This window comes from Anaerococcus obesiensis ph10 (genome assembly GCF_000311745.1).
Lineage (GTDB): Bacteria > Bacillota > Clostridia > Tissierellales > Peptoniphilaceae > Anaerococcus > Anaerococcus vaginalis.
The window spans coordinates 37643-57637 of the sequence record NZ_HE978532.1 but is presented as its reverse complement, the minus strand read 5'-3'; the positions used below and the strand labels follow the sequence as shown (position 1 = coordinate 57637).

Sequence of the window (19995 nt, the reverse complement as noted above, 5' to 3'; positions counted from 1 at the left end):
TAAGATTTAGAGGTGCTTTTTTATTGAGAAAGGGTATATTATGTAAGTAAAACAACATGGTTTTATGTTCAGGAAGGATACATTGTGGAGTTTGAAAAAATTCTAAATATAGTTGTATTGATTTTAACTGTCATTCATTTGAGCATAGAAATCAAAAAAGAACTTAGATAATATAATTCTGTTGTAAGTTAATATTGGTTTTGAAGTTTTTGTGAAGTTAGGTATCTCGGCACCGCCTTAAAAGAAAAAACTAGGAACATAGAGTGCTGAATGTTGTCTTTAAAATCATTTACATTTACTACTATTTGTGGTACTATGTAGTTAACAACAGAATGATATTCCACAATATCCTGTTAAGAGAATAAGCAAAACCGAGAAGTGCTTATTGATGAAATGAGAATTAGTACCCCTCTATCTCATCTTAATCTCACACTAACCCGCTTTAAAGCCAAGCATTAGGAGAGTTAATAACTCTCCTTTTTGCTTATAAAAATAGAAGAAAAAATATAAAGCACAGCTAAACTTACAGGTGTAAGATTTTATAGGTGCTTTTTTAGTGGAGATTTTGACCTAAGTATGTCGTTAAACTGCTATTTTTTATTGTAAATTTTGAAAGGGGTTTGTATTGAATAGATTAGGTAAGCAGACTCCTACCCAAAAGATAAGTCAAGGATATAAGAAATCTGATTTTAAAAAATGTGTAGAACTTTATGAGGGATCTAAAAGAAAAACCATGCAGTGGCAAAGATTATTATTAAAAGATATCTTGGCCATAAATAAAGATGGGCTATGGACCCATACTAAGTGTGGTTATTCTTTGCCAAGAAGAAATGGTAAGTCTGAAATTTTGGTTATGAGAGAGCTTTATGCTCTTTTAAATGGAGAGGTTGTAAATCATACTGCTCACAGGACTAATACTTCTCATGCTTCTTGGGAAAAGTTGTGTAGGGTTTTGGATGATGCAAATATTGAGTATGAATCCTTGAGGGCTACTGGTCGTGAACGTGTAGAAATTCCTGAAACTGGTGGAAGGGTGGAGTTTAGAACAAGAACTTCTACTGGTGGACTTGGGGAAGGTTTTGACCTTTTAATAATTGATGAGGCACAAGAATATACTGATGACCAAGAGTCAGCTCTTAAATATACGGTAACATCTTCAAAAAATCCTCAAACTATAATGTGTGGAACTCCACCAACTCCCATATCTTCAGGTATGGTTTTTGTTAATTTTAGAAAACAATGTTTAACTTCAAAACCAAACAATGTTTATTGGGCAGAATGGTCTGTGTCTGAAATGTCAGATATTCATGATAGCAAGCTTTGGTATGATACTAACCCATCTTTGGGGACTATTTTTACAGAAAGGTCTATCGAAGATGAAATTGGTTCTGACGAAACAGATTTTAATATACAAAGATTGGGATTGTGGATTTCATACAACCAAAAATCGGCTATTACTGAAAAAGAATGGGAAAGATTAAAATTAAAGTCTTTACCTATTCTTACTGGAGAAATGCACGTTGGAATAAAATTTGGAAATGATGGAACTAATGTATCTTTGGCTATAGCTTGTAAGACTTTATCGAAGATGATTTTTGTTGAAGCTATTGATTGTCAGAATGTTAGAAACGGCGATAATTGGATAATAGATTTTTTAGTAAAAACTAAGCCTAAAGCTGTTGTAATAGATGGTGCAAGCAGGCAATTTATTTTACAGGATGAATTAAAAGAAGCTAAGGTCAAAAATATTATCTTGCCTACTGTAAAAGAGATTATAAACGCTAATTCTCTTTGGGAGCAGGGAATTTTTGATAAATCTATTGGACATTTAGATCAACCTTCTTTAAGTCAGGTTGTTACTAATTGTGAAAAAAGAAATATAGGTTCATCTGGTGGTTTTGGATATAAATCCCAATTTGATGATATGGATATAAGCCTAATGGATGCGTGTTTACTTGCTCATTGGGCAGTAAAGGAAATAAAGTCTACAAACAAGCAGAAAATTATATATTGATTATTAAAGTGGGTGTCAACTATTAGTTTACAGTCACTTTTTTAATATAAAATTACCGGACACGGGGAAATGGAGTAGAAGAAATGAGCGAATTTAAAGTAATTGAAAGTCAAGAAGAATTTGATGCGATTATCAAACCAAGATTAGAAAGAGCAATCAAAAAGGCAAAAGAGGAAGCAAAGGAAGAATTTGTTGAATCAATAAATAGCCTAAAAAGCGAAAATGCTAGTCTTAAAAATGAAGTGGCAGGATACAAGGAAAGTTTAGAAGATGTAAAGGTTAAAAATGAAACTATAAAAGGACTTAACGAAAAGATTTCAGCTTTTGAAAGGGCAGAAGTTAAAAGAAATATAGCCCTAGAATATGGTTTGCCTTTAAAGCTTGCTGACAAGATTTCTGGAGATGATGAAGATTCTATGAAAAAAGATGCTGAAGGTATGGCAAAATATTTTTCAGAATCTAAAAAATCTTATGAGCCACCACTAAAGTCTTATGAAAATAAGGTTGATGAAAAAGACAAAGCTTTGAAAAAACTTCTTGACGGTCTTGATATGGAAGGAGAATAAATATGGTATTAAGCAGAGGGGAATTGTTCCCAGAAATTTTAGTAAATGATTTAATGAATAAGGTCAAAGGTAATTCATCTTTGGCTGTTTTATCCAAACAAACACCAATTTCTTTTAATGGAAATAAAGAATTTGTTTTTTCTATGGATAAGGAAGTTGATATTGTTGCAGAAGGCGGACAAAAATCTGAAGGTGGAATAAGCCTTGATACTGTTATTATGGTTCCATTAAAAATAGAATATGGTGCCAGAGTAACAGATGAATTTTTGTATGCATCAGAAGAATATAAGTTAAATATCTTGAAAGCCTTTAATGATGGATATGCAAAAAAAGTTGCAAAAGGTTTAGACCTTATGGCTTTTCACGGAATAAATCCAAGAACTGGACAAGCATCTACTGTAATTGGAGATAATTATTTTGACAAGAAAGTTACTCAAACAGTTGTCTTTAACGCTAAAAATCCTGATGAAAATATTGAAAGTGCAGTTGGTTTAATTAGAGGTTCTGAAGGAGATGTAACAGGAGCTGCTTTTGACCCAACATTTGCAACCGCTATGGCAAAACAAACAGTAGATGGAAAAGAAGGTACACCAAGATTATTCCCAGAATTAAGATGGGGTGCAAATCCTGGTTCTGTAAACGGATTAAGAGTTGATGTAAATGCTACTGTTGGTAAAGGTACAAAAGATAAGGCGATTGTTGGAGATTTCTCTAATATGTTCAAATGGGGGTATGCAAAACAAATTCCTTTTGAAGTAATTAAATATGGAGATCCTGACAATTCTGGAAAAGATTTGAAAGGATACAACCAAGTATATTTAAGATGTGAAACTTACTTAGGTTGGGGAATATTAGACCCTAATCACTTTGCAATTATAAAAGAAGGAGAAACATCATAATGTTTGAATATATAAATACAAAAACAGGGGCTAGAATATCTAGCCCTGATGTTTTATATGGAGAGAATTGGCAAGTAGTTGGCGAAGAAGTTGAAGAAGTAGAAAATACTAAAGAAAAAACAAAAAAAGAAAAAGTCCAAGAAGAAAAATCTTCAGATGAAATTACAAAAAAGGACATTATGGCTCAACTAGATGCATTAGGGATTGAATATAATCCAAAAGCAAGAAAAGATGAATTATATAAGCTTATGATGGGAGAATAAAATGGAGTATTGCTCTGTTGATGATGTTATTTCTTTATGGAGACCTTTAAAAAATGATGAAATTTTAAGGGTTAAAGAGCTTATTCCTGTTGTAGAGAATTCTTTAAGAGTTGAAGCAGATAAGGTTGGAAAAGATTTAGACCAAATGGCAAAAGATAATGAAGCTTATAGTGATGTTTTAAAATCGGTTATTGTTGATGTTGTGGCAAGAACTTTAATGACTGCAACTGATCAAGAACCTATGACCCAATATTCTGAATCGGCTTTGGGATATTCTTTTTCTGGTTCTTTTCTTGTGCCTGGTGGTGGACTTTTTATTAAAAAAAGTGAACTTTCTAGGCTTGGACTTAAAAGACAAAGATATGGAGTGATTGATTTTTATGACACGAATAAAGGGAATCCCTGTGATTTTGATTTCGAAGAGTGATCCTATTGAGGATGAGCTTGGAAGTCTTATTTATGAAGATAAGGAAATTGTAGTTGAAAATGTTTTGGTTGCTCCTACTAGTTCAGATGATATTTTATCTACTACTAATCTTTATGGGAAAAAGGCTGTTTATACTTTAGCTATTCCTAAAGGCGATAAAAACAAATGGGAAGGACAAGAAGTTAGATTTTTCGGTCAAAGATGGAGAGTTTTTGGGAAAGAAATGCAGGGAATAGATGATCTTATCCCTCTTAATTGGAACAAGAAAGTGTATGTAGAAAGTTATGAGTGATTTTAAATTTGAATTAAATTCTGATGGAGTAAGGGAACTTTTAAAAAGCCAAGGAATCCAAGAAGAATTAAAAAAACACGGACAAGAAGTTGCTAATAGGGCTGACGGAATTTGGGAAACCAAAAGTGGAGTTGGTAGCGTTAGAGCTAATGTTAAAGTTGTTACTAATGATAAAGATACTTTTTATAAAAATTTAAAAACTAATACTCTTATAAAGGCTTTGAGATGATAGAAAAAAAGATTAAAAATTATTTAGAAAAAGCTCTAGAAGTTCCAGTTTGGGTTGAGCATAGGGAAGATGAACCAGACAGTTTTATTATTTTTGAAAAAACTGGTGGTTATATTAAAAATACAATAAATCATACAACCTTTGCATTCCAATCTTACGGAAAAACTTTTACAGAGGCTTTAAAGTTAAATAATAAATTGCTAGATTATATGATGTTATTTGAAGATGCTAATGTTAAATTAAATTCTAATTATAATTTTACTGATACTAGTACAAAAAAATACAGATATCAAGCGATTTTAGAACTAATATATTAGAAAGGATATTTTATGGCAAATACTAATAATGTAAGTACAGGAAAACCTAAAATAGGTGGAGCGATTTTTGTAGGCTATGATGGTGTAGCTGTTCCAAAAGATGCCAAGAGTGAATTGACAGGTTTTAAAGAATTAGGATATGTTTCTGATGATGGACTAACAAATCCCAATTCTTCAGATTCAGATAAAATTAAGGCTTGGGGTGGAGATACTGTTTTAGTTATTTCTAAAGGAAAAGAAGACGAATTGAAATTTAAATTAATTGAAGTTATGAATATTGATGTACTTAAATATGTTTACGGAGAAGAGAATGTTTCAGGAACTTTGGAAACTGGCATCGTATTGAAGTCGAATTCAAAACCAAAAAAGTCTCATACTTTGGTAATAGATATGGTTTATCAAGGTGGGGTTATGAAAAGAATAGTAGCTCCTAATGCAATTATACAAGAAATGGACGATATAGAATATAAAGATGAAGATGCTGTTGGTTATGCTGTTACGGTTTCCTGTCTTCCAGATACGGAAGGTAATAATCACTATGAATATATAGTTAAAAAGGGAGATAAAGAATGATTAAAGGAAAAACTAAAAGTGGTTTTAGATATAGCATAGATGAAAATGTAATAACAGATTTTGAATTTATAGAAAATTTAGAAAAAGTTATGGATAATGGAGCTGGTTTATCTAAAGCTTTAATAATTTTACTTGGAGAAAAGCAAAAAAAAGCATTAATAAATTATGTTAGGGATAAAAAGACAAAGAGAGTTCCTGTAAAAAATGTAATAAAAGAAGTTGAGGATATGCTATCCAATCCTAAATTAAAAAACTTATAGTCCTTGCCAAGATGATAAAGCTTGATGAAGAAGCTCTCATTTGTGATTTGGCAGAAACATATAATATCTTTGATTACAAAAAGCTAGCTTTAAACAAGCTAGCTATTTTAGCTTGTGGTCTTAGAGATGATTCAAGGATCAAATTAAAAATGAGTGAAAATATTTTAAGTCCTAATCAGTTACTTTTGGCTGGTATTCAAGATAGATTATCTTTACTTGTTTATTCAAAGACGAAAGATGCTGAAAAAGGAATAAATTATCCTAAATTAATTTTAGATATTCTAGAAAATAATATTAGTGGCTTTTCATCTGGCGAGGACTTTATGAAAGAAAGAGAAATAATTATGAAGGAGGGAAAAAATGCCAACTGAAATAGGTAAGGCTTATGTGCAAATTATACCCTCTGCTAGAGGAATAAAGGGAAGTGTATCCAAAATATTAAAACCAGAATCGAAAAGTGCAGGAGAAGATTCGGGATCTAGTCTTGGAAGTGGTCTTTTAGGAACTTTCACAAAACTTGCAATAGGGGCAAAAGTAGGTCAAGCCTTGGCAAGTGGAATAAAATCTTCTGTAATGGAAGGTGGGAAGCTACAGCAATCTATTGGAGGTATTAATACTTTATTTAAAGGTAGTGCTGATATTGTAAAAGGATATGCAAAAAATGCCTATAGAGATGCTCAAATTTCTTCTAATCAATACATGGAACAAGTAACAAGTTTTTCAGCTTCATTATTAAAATCTCTAGGAGGAGATACTCAAAAGGCTGCTAAATCGGCAGATATGGCAATTAAAGATATGGCTGATAACTCGGCTAAGATGGGAACTAATATTAGTTCCATTCAAGACGCTTATCAAGGATTTGCTAAGCAAAATTACACCATGTTAGATAACCTTAAGCTTGGTTATGGAGGAACGAAGACGGAGATGGAACGTCTTTTGGCTGATGCTGAAAAGATAACCGGTGTAAAATACGATATAAATAATTTGAATGATGTATTTAATGCAATCCATACTATACAAGGAGAATTAAAAATTTCTGGAGTTGCCGCTGATGAGGCTAAGACAACTTTAAGTGGTTCTTTTGCAGCTATGAAGGCATCTGCACAAGATTTTGCTGGAAATCTTGCTTTAGGAGAAAATATTGGTCCTAGTTTAATGAATTTAGCTACTACAACTAATACTTTTCTTACGGGTAATCTACTCCCAATGATTGGGAATATTTTTAAACAAATGCCTAATGTAGCAGGTGAGGGTTTTAATTTACTTGCTGAGAAATTTACTATATTTAATAAGATCAAAGAATTAATAAGTCCAGCTATGGAGAAATTTAAAACTGCATTTGACGGACTTGTTGAAAAAATGCAACCTTTTATTGATGCTGTAGGCAATGTTTTAAAACCAATACTTGAAGGTGTAGCCTTAGTGATTGGAAAAGTATTATCGGAAGGTATAACAATTTTATCTAATGCATTTAATGGTTTAGGTTTAGTTATTCAAGTTTTAACTCCTTTATTTAATTTTTTGGGAGATGTATTTAATAAAATTTTAGGTTTTGTTGAACCTATAATATTTAAATTGACTGAATTTACTACGAATTTGTTTGATAATAAAACTATTATGGAAGCATTAGGTCAAACATTTAATGTTGTATGGACTGCGATCCAATCTTTAATGACTGTTGTATGGGAAGTTATCGGAGTTGTCATTGGAGATATTAAAAATTGGTTTAATTCAATGGGTGTTGATGGTAATACTCTTAAATCTATTATGGATATTGTTTGGCAAGGAATTATGCAGGCAATTTCTTTTGCAAAAGATATTATAGCTGGTGCTATAAAAGCAATTGGAAGTGTATTTACTTTTCTTGGTAATCATAGTGGAGTTTTAAAAACTATTTTATTGACAGTGTGGTCTGTTATTAAAACAGCAATAAAAATCGCCGCTGGTATTATTGTCGGAGTTGTAAAGACAATTGTTGCAATATTTAATGGACTTAAAACAGCTGGTAATATTTTATTAGGTGCTTTAAGAGGTGCATGGAATGGAATTGTAAGTGCTATTTCTGGTGCTAAGGCAAGGATTTCAGGAATTATTAATAATATAAAAAGTATTTTTAATTCTTTAAGAAATATAAATCTATTTAGTGCAGGTAAGGCAATTATAAATGGTTTTCTAAGAGGGTTGAAACATGCTTTTGGTGCTGTTAAAAATTTTGTCGGTGGAATAGCAGGCTGGATTAAATCTCACAAAGGTCCTATATCTTACGATAGAAAACTTTTAATTCCTGCTGGTAATGCAATTATCGGTGGACTTAATAAGTCTATGATTGAAAGTTTTAAAGATGTAAAATCTAATGTTTTATCTATGGCAGGAGAAATCTATGATGGATTTGATATTAAAGTTAAACCTCTTAATTTAAGTCCAGATATTTCTGATCTTAATAAAAATATTTTGGATAATAATCTTAATTCTAAATTAGATTTTAATGCTTATAGCGAGTACAAGGCTAACAGGGATTCCAAGCTTGAAAGTATGCTTTTAGAAATTTTATCTTTGTTGAAAATCCTAAGCGAAAAGGATGATGATGTTTATATAGACGGAGAAAAAGTTTCTGTCATGCTTGGAAGAAAAATTGATGAGTATAAAAAGAAAAAAGATCTTTACGAAAATAGGAGAATGGGGGTGGTTATATAGATGTATGAAGTTATAGTTGATGGAGAATCTTTAAAAGATTTGATATTTGTTACTGATGTCGAAAGAACTATGGGTCCATTTGTAAAAGGAAGAATAATAACTATACATGCTTATATCCTCCATGATATTCTTGCAACTGTTGATGTTTTAAATAAGCTATTGACTGGAGAAATTCAAGAATTTATTTTTACTGATCAGCCTGATAGGTATTGGAAGGGAAAAGTAAAAGAGGATATTAAAGTTCCAAGTTCTTATGAAATTTCAAAAATTGATATTGATATAGAAATACCTGATGGAGTTTCCTATGCTGTAAAGCCTAGGGAACTTTCTTATTCTGGAAGAACAAGCTTAATATTAGAAAATGACGGGTCGGATTATGCATATCCGACCTTTGATTTTAAATTAAAAGATGATACTTATATGGTATCTGCTGTTAGTAAAGATAAAACTTTTCAATTTGGAGAACCTATTGAGGCAAGTCCTATAAAAGAAGTTGTTATAACAAAGGAAAAAACTACAGATGGTTATGAAACTACAAGGTCATATACATCGATAGATAGACGAGTAATGGATATTGTTCCGTACAACACTTATGATGTTAGTAAAATAAATCCACATTGGAAAACAGCAGGTACATTTATTCAAAGAAATAAATCTATGCCAGCCCCTAGCAATGGAAAGGTAAAAGTAGGAAAATGGGCGACTTATTGGCAAACTGGGGAAAGAATGTCTTCCTGGGTTAAGGGTAGAACTTTTCCAGTTGCTCAAACAAAATCAGTAAGGCAATCAAAATCTTCAAAGGCTTACTTATTAACTAATAGAGGTGTTTATATAGGCTGGCTTTTAGAACAAGATATTGATGGGGCAAGCAGTAGCGGTTTTGCCGCAAATAATAACAATGCGACGGACTTTGTAGCAAATTTTGCATCTAACCAAGGATATTATTGGCACGGTCCAGCTAAAAAAATTGATGTTGGAGTAGATTGCACAAATTTTCAATTGGAAACATATTTTTCATATTTTATAAAAGATAACAGCCAATATGGAGCTTATTATGTTGGAGTAATGAGTGGAGATAATGAAATAATGGGAATGTTTTTTTCTACACACAAAAATAATAGGGTAACCACTGTGAATTTTGAAGCTTACGGAAGGGGGCTTCAAGGTAGTGGCGCAAGTAGCAGAAATTTTGCATCAAATTTTTGGGGCAAGCTTACTATGACTAAAAGAGATGATAAGTTAGAATTTATATTTAATAATGATATGGATAAAAGAACTTATAGTAGATCTTATAATATAGCTGACAAAAAATTACAAGCAACCCATATAGTTATCTGGGCTGGGAAATATGCAAATAATCCAGGACCTTTTGACATGGCAGCAATAAGATTAAAATTTACTGGACTTAATAGCAAGGTTTATATAAAACCAAAGACTGAAACTTTTAAGGAAGTTTTTAATATTCCAGATCCTAGATATAAATTTAGTGCTGGAGATACAATAAGGCTTGAAATGGAAACTAATAAGGCTTATGTAAATGGAATAGAAACATTAAGTCCCATTGCATTTGGTTCTGATAATGTTAAGTTAAAGCCTGGTAAAAATGAAATTATGTTTGATATTTCTTCAGATGTTGTTCCAGATATTGATGTTTTTTATAGGGAGAGATTTAAATGATATTTTTTACAAATAGGGGATATGAAACTCTTGCTGTAGCAAGTGTCGATACTGAAAAAGGTCTTAAGCTTTTAGATGACGAATTAAATCAAACTATAAAGACAGGAACTGCAATTTATAATGCAAAAATTGCAAAAAATGATAAAAGTGTAGAAAAAATTGAAGCAGGCTCTTTTGTTTTTGTTCCTAATTTTAAAAATAAAATGATTCCCCTTGAAGTTATGGAAGTTGAAGAGGAAAGATCCTATAAAAAAATAATTGCTGAAGATGAAGGACTTGAACTTTTAAATTCTGATGTTGGCGACCATAAAATGAAGGGGACTTTAAGAGAGCATATCTTGGCAACAATTGGTAAAGATTCAGATTGGACAATTGGAATAGATGAAATTGGAGATTCCAGAAACTTAACTTTGGAATATACTGGAGTAACTAATCAAACAAAAAGGATTGTTCAAATTGCAGGAAGATTTGGGGCTGAAATTTCCTATTCTTTTATTTTCGATGGAAACGAAATTAAAGAAAAAAGAATTAATTTTGTAAAAGAAAGAGGAGAAGATAAGGCTATTAGACTTGAAGTCGGAAAAGAACTTAAAGATGTTAAAAAAAATGTTTCAATCGCAAATTTAAGAACTGCTGTCCTTGGAATAGGCAAACCTCATAAAGAAAATATAAAAACAACTAAAACTGTAACAAAAACTGTAAATGTTAATGACAATACAAGTTCTACAAAACACACCAATGGAAAGCTTGATCCTTTTATTAATTGGTTTCAAGCAAGAAAAGGCAAAGTTAGGTATTCAATGAATGCAAGACTTGGTCCAAGTTCTTATGATTGTTCTTCTGCTGTGCATTTTGCGGCAAAACATGCAGGTCTTTTGCCATCAAATCATTATATTGGTTCAACTGAAACCCTCTTTGCAATGAAGGGAAAATATTTAGATGAAATATCAAGAGCTGATATAAGATTTGGAGATATTTTCATTGCAGGAAGACAAGGGGCATCTGGTGGAGCTGGCGGTCATACTGGAGCGGTAATTGATAAAAATAATATAATACATTGTTCATACAGACGTGGTATAGCTATAACTCCAATAAATGGTTATACAGGAGGACCACCTGTTAGATGGTTTAGGTGGAGAAATTCTGGATATGGAAGTCAGACTGTAAGCAATAGGAGATATTGGACAAACTCAAATATAATTTACCATGATTTGGGCTTTAACCTTGGTGGTCTTAGTGCTGGACAACTTAATAACTGGGTAAGGGCAAAAAGTCCTGGAAGCCCATTTAATGGGCAGGGCAATGTTTTTATGGAAGCCCAAAAACAATCAGGCCTTGACGCAAGATATATATTAGCTCACGCTGCTTTAGAATCTGCTTGGGGCAAGTCAATTATTGCAAAAAAATATAATAATTATTTTGGAATCGGAGCTTTTGATAATGATCCAAATAATGCGAAAAACTTTTCAAATTCTGGTCTTGCTTCAGGAATAATAAATGGTGCAAAATGGATTGCAAAAAATTATTATAATTCCTCATACAAGCAAACCACTCTTTATAAAATGAGAAATAATAATGGAGTTCATCAATACGCAACTGATCCAAATTGGCACAATAAAATTGCCAATATTATGAAAGGTTCTGAAAGATATACAAGTCCATCAGGACCAAGTTCAACGAAAACTGTAACGCAAACTGTTACAGAAAGTAAACAGGTTGATAAGGATACTAATTTAAAAGGTTACAAATATGATGATGGAAGATTTTTTGTAGATAAAGACGGAAGAGTTTGTGATAGGGAAGCAAATGCTATTTGGGCAAAGCCAAATACAAAGGGAAAATATTTAACAAGAATTTATGAATCAGAAGCAACCAGCCAAAAAACTTTATTTGATGAATGTTTAGGTCAATTAAAGAAAAATAATGAACCTGAAGTTTCTTATGATGTAAATCCAGATAAAATTCCCAAAGAAATTGATATTGGAGATAGGGTCAGAATAATTGACCATGATTATTCGCCAGCTTTATATTTGGAGGCAAGGCTTGTTGATGTAACAACTTCAAGCACAAATGATTATATAGACCGTGCTGTATTTGCTAATTTTGTACCAAAAACAAGCGGGATAGCCGAAAGACTTTTTAATTTACAAGCAAGTGTACAAGATTTTAAATATTCATTTGAAAATCAACCTTATGTAATGAGCCTTGAATCAACATCAGGAAGTGTATTTAAAGATGATATTGTAGATACACATTTAATCGCAAAACTAACAAAAGCAGGAATAGACCAGTCGGCAAATGTTGATGGATATATTTGGGAGAGAATTTCAAAATATCCTGATAAAGTTTTTATAAAAGATGAAGATTGGAATGAAAATCACAAAAATTCAAATGAACATTTTATAGAATTAACTAGAAGCGATATTGAATTGGAAGCGACTTTTGTATGCTCAGCTATGCTTGATGACTTGGCAGTTGCTACTGCATCTTATACCATTAAAAATTTTTCCATTGGAGTATATAAACAAAAAGATGAGCCAGATAAAGCTGGTCTTCAATGGGGTGATATTTGGCAATGGGATGATGGAGATGTGCATTTTAAAAAGATATGGAAAGGGGATAAGTGGGAAGATGTAATAACAAAAAAAGACATTGAAGAAATAGAGCTTACCCCTGGTCCTCCTGGAGAAAAGGGTAAAGATGGGCAAGATGGCAAACCAGGAAAAGACGGCAAAAGCGGTAGACTTGGTAAAAACTTGTTGCTAGATTCTTTTAAAAACGCAGAAGGCACAAAAGGATTTTTAATAAATTACGATTATGCCGAACAAATCGAAGAAGGCGAAGAATTAACCCTAACAGTTAAAATAGATAAGGCATTAGAAGAAAGTACAAGTTTAAGTGCATACACTGGAAAAGATACCTTGTTAGGAGAATTAATCCAGTCTGAAAAAGACAAAACAAAATATGTATTAACTTTTAATTATTTAGATTCTGCTGATGATATTAAAAAGCTATATATCTATCTAAATAACCCAGCGGAAAAATCTTATACCATAAAGTGGGCAGTATTAGCACGTGGAGATGTGGAAGCTTTGGATTGGTATGGGGCAGAAGAAGATTTACAAAAACAAATCGATAGCAAAGCCGACCAAGAAAGTCTACAAGACTTGCAAGTTCACTTTGCCGTCTATCCAACAGCAGAAGAACTTAACCAAAATAAGGTAGATTTAATAAAACAACAAGCCTACCTAGACCAATTAAAAACAGCTATAGATTCTAATGCCTTAACATTAGAAGAAAGATTAAGCGTGATAGAAGCCAATGTAGGAGCAGGAAAATTATCCCTAGAAGCTATTAATACCTATCTACACTTTGGAGAAGAAGGAGTTTTAATTGGAAAAGAAGGCGAACAAGTAAGGTTAAGACTTATTAATAACGCCTTGGAGATTACAGACGGTAGCAAGGTAGTTGCAAGATTTGCAAATAACCAAACAGAAACACCAAACTTAAAGGTTACTGGAGCATTTGAATTTGGTTACCACGTTGCAAATAAAGTTGATTTAGATGGCAACAAATATACAGTAATAAGCTCTAATATTTAGGAGGATAGATGGCAACATATAGTGCAAGTATAAGAAATGGTACAGGAACTATACATTTAGAAATAAGACAAGAAAGCCAAAGCATAGCCAATAATACATCTACTGTATACTATAGACTATATATACAAGGCAAAGGTGGTTATGGGTTTTGGAATAAGTACCATACAGGAAAAACAAGTGTTGTAATTAATGGCTCAACAGTCCATAGTCAAAGTGGAAGAGATTTTGATATAAGGAATGGCGGTACCCAACAATTAGCTTCTGGAACTACAACTGTAAAACATAATGAAGATGGTAGTAAGTCATTTTCCTTTTCAGCTAGCCTTTGGTCATCTTCTGCTACAGGAAGTATTTCAGGTAATTTTACATTATCAAAAATACCAAGAGCATCTTCATTTTCCCTACAAAATACATCGGGAACAAATATATCAAGCATTTATGCAGGGAATACAGTAAAGATTGCAATAAATAAAAAAGTAAGTTTTTTTACTCATACTATAAAATTATCGTATTCTGGAACTGGAGAAACAGTTGCAAATAAAACAACATCAAGCTCTGTAAATTGGTCAAATTCTACAAATGTAATGACAAATTACATGCAAAATTTAAAAAGCATGAATTTAACATTTACCCTAGAAACCTATGATGGAAGTACAAGAATTGGTACATCTTCTAAAAATTTAACTTTAAACGTACCAAGTTCTGCAAGTCCAACTATTAATAGTGTAAATGTTACGGAAGCTAACCAGAATAAAATCAATATTATAGGGTCTAGTCCATTTTACCAGCTACTATCCGATTTGAATGTAGTTACAGATGCAAGTGCCAATTACGGGGCAAGTATTAAAAATATTAATGTAAGCTTAGGCTCAATAACCAGAACAGGAGTTAATGTAAAACTGGAGGATATAAACCTTTCAGGCAACCAAAATATTAAAGTTACTGTGCAAGATTCTAGAGGATTTAGTGCAAGTACAACAAAAACTATTAATTTAAGTCCATATAACTTACCTAATATATCTTTTTTTAATGCCTACAGGGAAGAAACAAATACAAAGTATGCAAGTGCAAGAATATCCTTAACATCTACCGTTATATCCAATAAAAATCCATTAGATGTAAAAGTAGACGTAGCGGAAAAAGATACAAATAACTGGAGAAATGTATATTCTGCAACTGTAGGAAATGGAAAATTTAATGGAACAATTTCCCTTGGTGGAGAGTTTAACGATTATAAGGCCTATGATGTAAGGCTAAGTATTGCTGATAAATTTAAAAGACACCAAGCTATATCCAGTATTCCAACAACAAGCCAATCTTTGGTTATTGGAGCAAATAAACCAGTTGTGGGAGTAGGGAGAGTGCCCACCCACATCGATAAAGGGTTAGAAGTAGATGGGGAGATATGTTTTAATGGAGAAATAAAACCATTTGGAGAAGCAGGAAAAGTTATTGATTTAAAGCTTTCCGATGGCTTAACTGGATTTATTAAAACAATAAAAGATCCTCTAGGTGGAGTAAGGATATGGGGAAAAGTAGATATTACAAATACTAATCCTATTAAAAAATATTATACATGGGCAACCTTGCCAAAAGGATATAATTGTAATCTATTTATAGGCTTTAGTTTATATTCTTATATATTAGGTGGACATGTAAATATAATCCCAGGTATGGGGATTACAGATGATGGAAGAATACGATATATTGGAATCATTAACGAAAATGACAAAATAGAAGTAGGCTCTACCAATGAATTTACTTTTTATTTTAAAACGGAGGGAGCATGGTAGAAAATAAAACAGAGTTTAAGGAAGTCTTTATTGTAGATGATAAAGGCTTTTTTATTGGAACAACATATTTAGATATAAAAGAAAAACAAGAATTTAATTTTACAACTCTTCCTCCAGACGAAACACTTGTGAAACCAAAATTTGATGGCAATAAATGGGTTGAGGGAGTAAACAAAGACGATTTAATGCTTGGAATGTTATTTCCGAGTGATGATTTAGAAATAAATTCTAAAGATTATTTAACATTAAAGATATTAGAAATATTAAAGAAAGGGGGAATGATTATGGACAATACATGGTTTTTTAAATATTGTATGTTTTGTTGGGCAGAAAGAAAAATTGATGAAGCCTATCTTGATATGGCAAAGAAAATGGATATGCTAACAGACCAACAAATAATGATGATAAAAATGACACCAAGAATAGAAGAAAAGTAGGTATAATATGGAATGGACAATGATAGCAAGTGCATTAATTAAAAATGGTCCTCTGGTAGTAATAGCGGCGATTTTTTTGAAAGTATATATGGAAGATACTAGCATAAAAAGAAGCGAAAGAGCAGAGGACAGAAAGCTACAGAAAGAAAATAACGATAAAATTTTAAAACTTACAGAAAAAGTAACACAATCAATCGAAACCAACAAGGGCGAAGTAAGATGCCTAGGGGAAAAATTAGAGGTACACAATTCTTCTTCCGGGGCTACCCTTGCTGAGATTAAGCAAGGGGTAAATCAAATACAAAAAGATGTTACGATTTTAAACAGTAAAATTGACGATATAGCAGATGATATCGATAAAAGTGCTTAGGACTAGAGAAATCTAGTCCTTTTTAAGTACACACATATACACATTAAATAACATAATGTGGAAAAAGTATTAGAAAATAGCTGATACAATTTCACAAGGAACTTCACAAGGAGGAGAAAAATGAACGATATTTTAATAAAAATTTTAGTGAGTATAGGAATATTAGTCTTAACAAATGTATTTGTATATTTAAGTAATTTATCAAAAGAGAAAATAGCAAAAATTGAAAATATAAAATTTAGGGAAGCAAGCTCAAAACTATTAGACATAATAGCTAAGTGTGTTGGTGCAACCAATCAAACATTTGTAAATAGGCTAAAAGAAACGGGAGGTTTTGATAAAACGGCACAAGAAGAAGCGTGGAACGATACGAAAGCATCCATTGAAAAGATCTTGGATAATGAATCTAAAGAAATTTTAGGCAAGGCTTATGGAGACTTAAACGATTACATTAACCAAACTTTAGAAGATGAAGTAAAAAGACAAAAGGAGAGCAAGTAATGGGAAAAATTGAAAATTATGTACAAAGTGCAATAAACATAGCAAATGACAACAAGCATGGATATAGTCAGTATTCTAGATGGGGAAGCCCTGATACCTGGTCTGACTTTGATTGCTCATCTCTAGTTATATCTGTGTGTGAGTGGGCAGGAATTCCTGTAAAAACCAACGGTGCTACCTATACTGGAAATATGTATGGGGTATTTACTAAGTGTGGATTTAAAGATGTTACAAATTCAATAAGCTTAGGAAACGGCCATGGACTTAAGAGAGGAGATATTTTATTAAATTCATACTATCATACCGAAATCTATATAGGAAATGGTAAGACAGTAGGAGCTAAGATTGACGAATATGGAGATATAGTAGGTACAAACACAGGAGACCAAACAGGAAGAGAAATATGTACTAGTTGGTACTATAACTATCCTTGGACCAGCGTGCTAAGATATGTAGGAGATAACACATCAGTTAGTAAGTCAACTAGTCAAAGTAAGAATTCAGGTTGGATAAAAGATGAATCCTGGTATGGAGTTACTGAATCTATATGTAATGTTAGGTCAGCTCCAAGCACAAAATCATCTGTAGTAGCTCAATATGGAAAAGGCGAAAAAATTTTTTATGACTCAGTCTATGAAGGAGATGGATATAGATGGATATCTTATGTTTCATACTCTGGTGTTAGGAGATATGTAGCTTACAGACAATTATCTGGAGATACTACACCTTGGATAAAATTCTAATAAAAAAGTTGACAAATGTTAAACCTATGTTATAATAATAAATGTAAGGAGGACGCTTCTTATGAAGAGTTATAACTCAAGAGAACTTATGAAACTTGCAAAAAAGCAAGGGTTTAGGTTGGATAGGGTTAGAGGTAGTCATCATATTTTTGTAAATGATGAAACAGGTGTTGAAGTTCCAATACCACATCCCAAAAAATCTTATCCAATAGGTACTCTTAAAAGCATTTTGAAAGGTTTAGGGCTTTTATAAGCCCTAAGTTCTCTATTTAAAGAAAGGATGATAGGATGGATAAAAATTATGTTACTTATGGTGCTATCTTTACTAAAGAAGATGAAGGTGGATATTCAATCGATATACCAGATATAGAAAATTGCTTTACATGTTCAGATACATTTGAGGAAGGTATAAGCATGGCACAAGAAGTTATAGGGTTAGTGCTTTATGATTATAAAGATTATCCGAAAATGAATATCATTGACAAATCTAAATTAAAAGACAATCAAGAAGTAGTATATATAAATGTTTTTCTACCATACCAATTTTCTTTAACAAAAGAAGTGTATAAAAACAAGATGTTAACTTTACCGACTTGGCTTGAAATGTTAGCAAAACAAAAAAACATCAATTTTTCAAGAGTTTTACAAGAAGGGTTAAAAGAAGAATTAAATATAAAATAGAAACTTTGAGCGATTACATAAGTAGTCGCTTTTTTAGTGGATAAAAAAGGAGATATAGAAATGATAACAAATGAAAAATTTTTAAGATTATGTCGAAGAAAAGTTGCTGAATATGAAAATAAAAGAGTAGATATTAAAGAAGAAATAGATGCAGATGATGTATTTTCTGTTTGGACTTGTAAAACTTTACAAAACAGTAAATGTTTGATGAGTACACCAGTAAAAGAGGCGTATTATTATGAATTTACCTACAATGGAGATAGGGGAGAAATATATATGGATGTTTACAAAAAAGTAGAAAATGTAGCTTTGGATGAAAATGGAAAAATAATAGTAGAACGTATTAAATAGTATAATATAATTGATAGGTAGACTATATATAGTTGGTTACCTAATTTCTACAATGACCACTGGCTTTTTGCTGGTGGTCTTTTTTTTGTGCTTATTTATATATATATTTTTATTTTTTATATAAATTGGTTTATTTGAGATATTTACGGAGTATATATTGACAATGTAAATATAATGTGGTATTATATAATTAACAAAAGAAAATAAACAATGATTAAAAAACAAGAAGAAAGGAAAAAAATATGAGAATTTATGTAGGAAATTACGAAAATACTTATGCAGTAGGAATGACAGAAGATAAAATTATTGATAGTTGGTATTACGATATAGAGATTAAATTACAAGATCTAAAAGATTTTGATGCTGACTTATATAAGAAAGCTACTAGTGTAAATACTTTAGAAGATATTAAAAACGTGATAAAGGCTATTAATAAAAAATATCCCGATGTGGAATATTTTCAATTTATGATTGAAGAAAAAGAAGATGAAAAATTTTTAAAATTAAAAGAAAAATATGATGGGATGACATTAGAGGGAAATGAAGAAGATTTTATAGATTTCGTATCACAAGATGGAATAGTAGAATATACTGATAATGGAATTAGTGGATATGATCCAAATTTACAATGGTTTACGGCTTATTCTAAAAATGGCGACGAATTTCAATTTTATGGTTAAAAAATAGGAGAAATAAAAATGAAATATATTTACGTTTTAGAAGATAATAGAGGAACTGAAAGCTTTTTTGAACATTTTGATAATAAGAATGATGCAAACGACAGAGGAAAAGATATTTATTTTAAAGATTACAGCGATACAGAAAGAAAAGAATTTAGAGTTTTAGTTACTAAGCTAACAGAAGAAAACTTTAAAAAATGGGAAAATGAAGAGCTTGAAGGATGGTATTTAGATTTTGCTGAAGATTATGACGGACTTTTTGATAGTGAAGAAGATTTCTACAATCTTTTTAAGAAAGAAGAACTAAATAAAGAAAACTTAAAAAAGGCAGTATATGATGATTCCAATAAATGCTACTACCTTAAATTTAAAATTAATGATGAAAAAGTATTGGCTGAAATAGAAGAAGAAATGATTGATGATATTGATGTAATAATTAAAGATGAGGAAACCCTTAAAAGATTAATTAAAAATTTAGATAAAAAAGATATAAGCTTATTAAGTGTAAGCGACGATTTAAAACTTGATCAAATGGAAAATTTAATTAAATAAATGAAAGCATTTGAATTGAGTTTGAGAAAATATAAATGTAACAATACAAAAATGAGGGGATATTAAATACCCCC

General features: G+C 31.5%; 24 protein-coding genes. All 24 read left to right on the top strand.

All coding sequences use genetic code 11. From position 1 onward, the window contains the following. The first annotated feature begins 625 nt into the window (after positions 1 to 625). On the top strand, positions 626 to 2014 hold the full coding sequence (locus tag HGAG_RS06255; protein ID WP_019118358.1) for a terminase: 1389 nt from the start codon (positions 626 to 628) through the stop codon (positions 2012 to 2014). Positions 2015 to 2097: 83 nt separating this feature from the next. Next, positions 2098 to 2580, top strand: coding sequence for a capsid assembly scaffolding protein Gp46 family protein (locus HGAG_RS06250; protein WP_019118357.1), 483 nt, complete (start codon positions 2098 to 2100; stop codon positions 2578 to 2580). A gap of 2 nt (positions 2581 to 2582) precedes the next feature. Further along, a complete protein-coding gene (locus HGAG_RS06245) occupies positions 2583 to 3479 on the top strand; it encodes a phage major capsid family protein (protein ID WP_019118356.1) in 897 nt (298 codons plus the stop codon). Further along, entirely contained in the window at positions 3479 to 3742 is a 264-nt protein-coding gene (locus HGAG_RS06240) for a hypothetical protein (protein WP_019118355.1), read from the top strand. Before HGAG_RS06245 ends, HGAG_RS06240 begins: the two co-directional genes overlap by 1 nt. A gap of 1 nt (position 3743) precedes the next feature. Then, positions 3744 to 4169, top strand: coding sequence for a phage Gp19/Gp15/Gp42 family protein (locus HGAG_RS06235; protein ID WP_019118354.1), 426 nt, complete (start codon positions 3744 to 3746; stop codon positions 4167 to 4169). Then, positions 4147 to 4461 carry a hypothetical protein gene (locus tag HGAG_RS06230; RefSeq protein WP_244263843.1) on the top strand — a complete coding sequence of 105 codons (315 nt, stop codon included), beginning with the start codon at positions 4147 to 4149 and terminating at the stop codon, positions 4459 to 4461. The genes HGAG_RS06235 and HGAG_RS06230 overlap by 23 nt, the downstream gene beginning before the upstream one ends. Further along, the gene (locus HGAG_RS06225) at positions 4454 to 4690 is read left to right on the top strand and encodes a hypothetical protein (RefSeq protein ID WP_019118352.1); all 237 of its coding nucleotides are present in this window, start codon (positions 4454 to 4456) and stop codon (positions 4688 to 4690) included. The genes HGAG_RS06230 and HGAG_RS06225 overlap by 8 nt, the downstream gene beginning before the upstream one ends. After that, positions 4687 to 5007: a hypothetical protein gene (locus HGAG_RS06220; protein WP_019118351.1), complete on the top strand. Its 321-nt coding sequence runs from the start codon at positions 4687 to 4689 to the stop codon at positions 5005 to 5007. The genes HGAG_RS06225 and HGAG_RS06220 overlap by 4 nt, the downstream gene beginning before the upstream one ends. A gap of 12 nt (positions 5008 to 5019) precedes the next feature. Further along, on the top strand, positions 5020 to 5580 hold the full coding sequence (locus HGAG_RS06215; protein WP_019118350.1) for a phage tail tube protein: 561 nt from the start codon (positions 5020 to 5022) through the stop codon (positions 5578 to 5580). Then, complete coding sequence (locus HGAG_RS06210; protein WP_019118349.1) at positions 5577 to 5840, top strand: hypothetical protein; 264 nt, start codon at positions 5577 to 5579, stop codon at positions 5838 to 5840. Before HGAG_RS06215 ends, HGAG_RS06210 begins: the two co-directional genes overlap by 4 nt. An 11-nt stretch (positions 5841 to 5851) precedes the next feature. Further along, positions 5852 to 6211, top strand: a complete 360-nt coding sequence (locus HGAG_RS06205; RefSeq protein ID WP_019118348.1) for a DUF5361 domain-containing protein — start codon at positions 5852 to 5854, stop codon at positions 6209 to 6211. Continuing rightward, positions 6201 to 8534 (top strand): phage tail protein, encoded by a 2334-nt coding sequence (locus HGAG_RS06200; protein WP_019118347.1) that lies wholly within the window; start codon positions 6201 to 6203, stop codon positions 8532 to 8534. Before HGAG_RS06205 ends, HGAG_RS06200 begins: the two co-directional genes overlap by 11 nt. Further along, the gene (locus tag HGAG_RS06195) at positions 8535 to 10211 is read left to right on the top strand and encodes a distal tail protein Dit (protein ID WP_019118346.1); all 1677 of its coding nucleotides are present in this window, start codon (positions 8535 to 8537) and stop codon (positions 10209 to 10211) included. After that, positions 10208 to 13813 (top strand): phage tail spike protein, encoded by a 3606-nt coding sequence (locus HGAG_RS06190; RefSeq protein ID WP_019118345.1) that lies wholly within the window; start codon positions 10208 to 10210, stop codon positions 13811 to 13813. The genes HGAG_RS06195 and HGAG_RS06190 overlap by 4 nt, the downstream gene beginning before the upstream one ends. 8 nt (positions 13814 to 13821) lie before the next feature. Next, positions 13822 to 15606: a DUF859 family phage minor structural protein gene (locus HGAG_RS06185; RefSeq protein ID WP_019118344.1), complete on the top strand. Its 1785-nt coding sequence runs from the start codon at positions 13822 to 13824 to the stop codon at positions 15604 to 15606. Further along, positions 15600 to 16043 (top strand): hypothetical protein, encoded by a 444-nt coding sequence (locus HGAG_RS06180; protein WP_019118343.1) that lies wholly within the window; start codon positions 15600 to 15602, stop codon positions 16041 to 16043. Before HGAG_RS06185 ends, HGAG_RS06180 begins: the two co-directional genes overlap by 7 nt. Before the next feature lie 7 nt (positions 16044 to 16050). Further along, the gene (locus HGAG_RS06175) at positions 16051 to 16413 is read left to right on the top strand and encodes a hypothetical protein (protein WP_019118342.1); all 363 of its coding nucleotides are present in this window, start codon (positions 16051 to 16053) and stop codon (positions 16411 to 16413) included. Between the two features lie 120 nt (positions 16414 to 16533). After that, positions 16534 to 16914, top strand: a complete 381-nt coding sequence (locus HGAG_RS06170; RefSeq protein ID WP_019118341.1) for a hypothetical protein — start codon at positions 16534 to 16536, stop codon at positions 16912 to 16914. Continuing rightward, positions 16914 to 17657, top strand: coding sequence for an endolysin-like domain-containing protein (locus tag HGAG_RS06165; protein ID WP_019118340.1), 744 nt, complete (start codon positions 16914 to 16916; stop codon positions 17655 to 17657). The genes HGAG_RS06170 and HGAG_RS06165 overlap by 1 nt, the downstream gene beginning before the upstream one ends. A gap of 61 nt (positions 17658 to 17718) precedes the next feature. Then, entirely contained in the window at positions 17719 to 17910 is a 192-nt protein-coding gene (locus tag HGAG_RS06160) for a type II toxin-antitoxin system HicA family toxin (RefSeq protein ID WP_004818074.1), read from the top strand. 35 nt (positions 17911 to 17945) lie between these two features. Beyond that, positions 17946 to 18338, top strand: coding sequence for a type II toxin-antitoxin system HicB family antitoxin (locus HGAG_RS06155; RefSeq protein ID WP_019118339.1), 393 nt, complete (start codon positions 17946 to 17948; stop codon positions 18336 to 18338). Between the two features lie 60 nt (positions 18339 to 18398). Then, a complete protein-coding gene (locus tag HGAG_RS10740) occupies positions 18399 to 18689 on the top strand; it encodes a DUF6275 family protein (RefSeq protein ID WP_019118338.1) in 291 nt (96 codons plus the stop codon). A gap of 242 nt (positions 18690 to 18931) precedes the next feature. After that, on the top strand, positions 18932 to 19369 hold the full coding sequence (locus HGAG_RS06145) for a hypothetical protein (protein WP_019118337.1): 438 nt from the start codon (positions 18932 to 18934) through the stop codon (positions 19367 to 19369). An 18-nt stretch (positions 19370 to 19387) separates the two neighbouring features. After that, the gene (locus tag HGAG_RS06140) at positions 19388 to 19921 is read left to right on the top strand and encodes a hypothetical protein (RefSeq protein WP_019118336.1); all 534 of its coding nucleotides are present in this window, start codon (positions 19388 to 19390) and stop codon (positions 19919 to 19921) included. Positions 19922 to 19995: the final 74 nt, after the last annotated feature.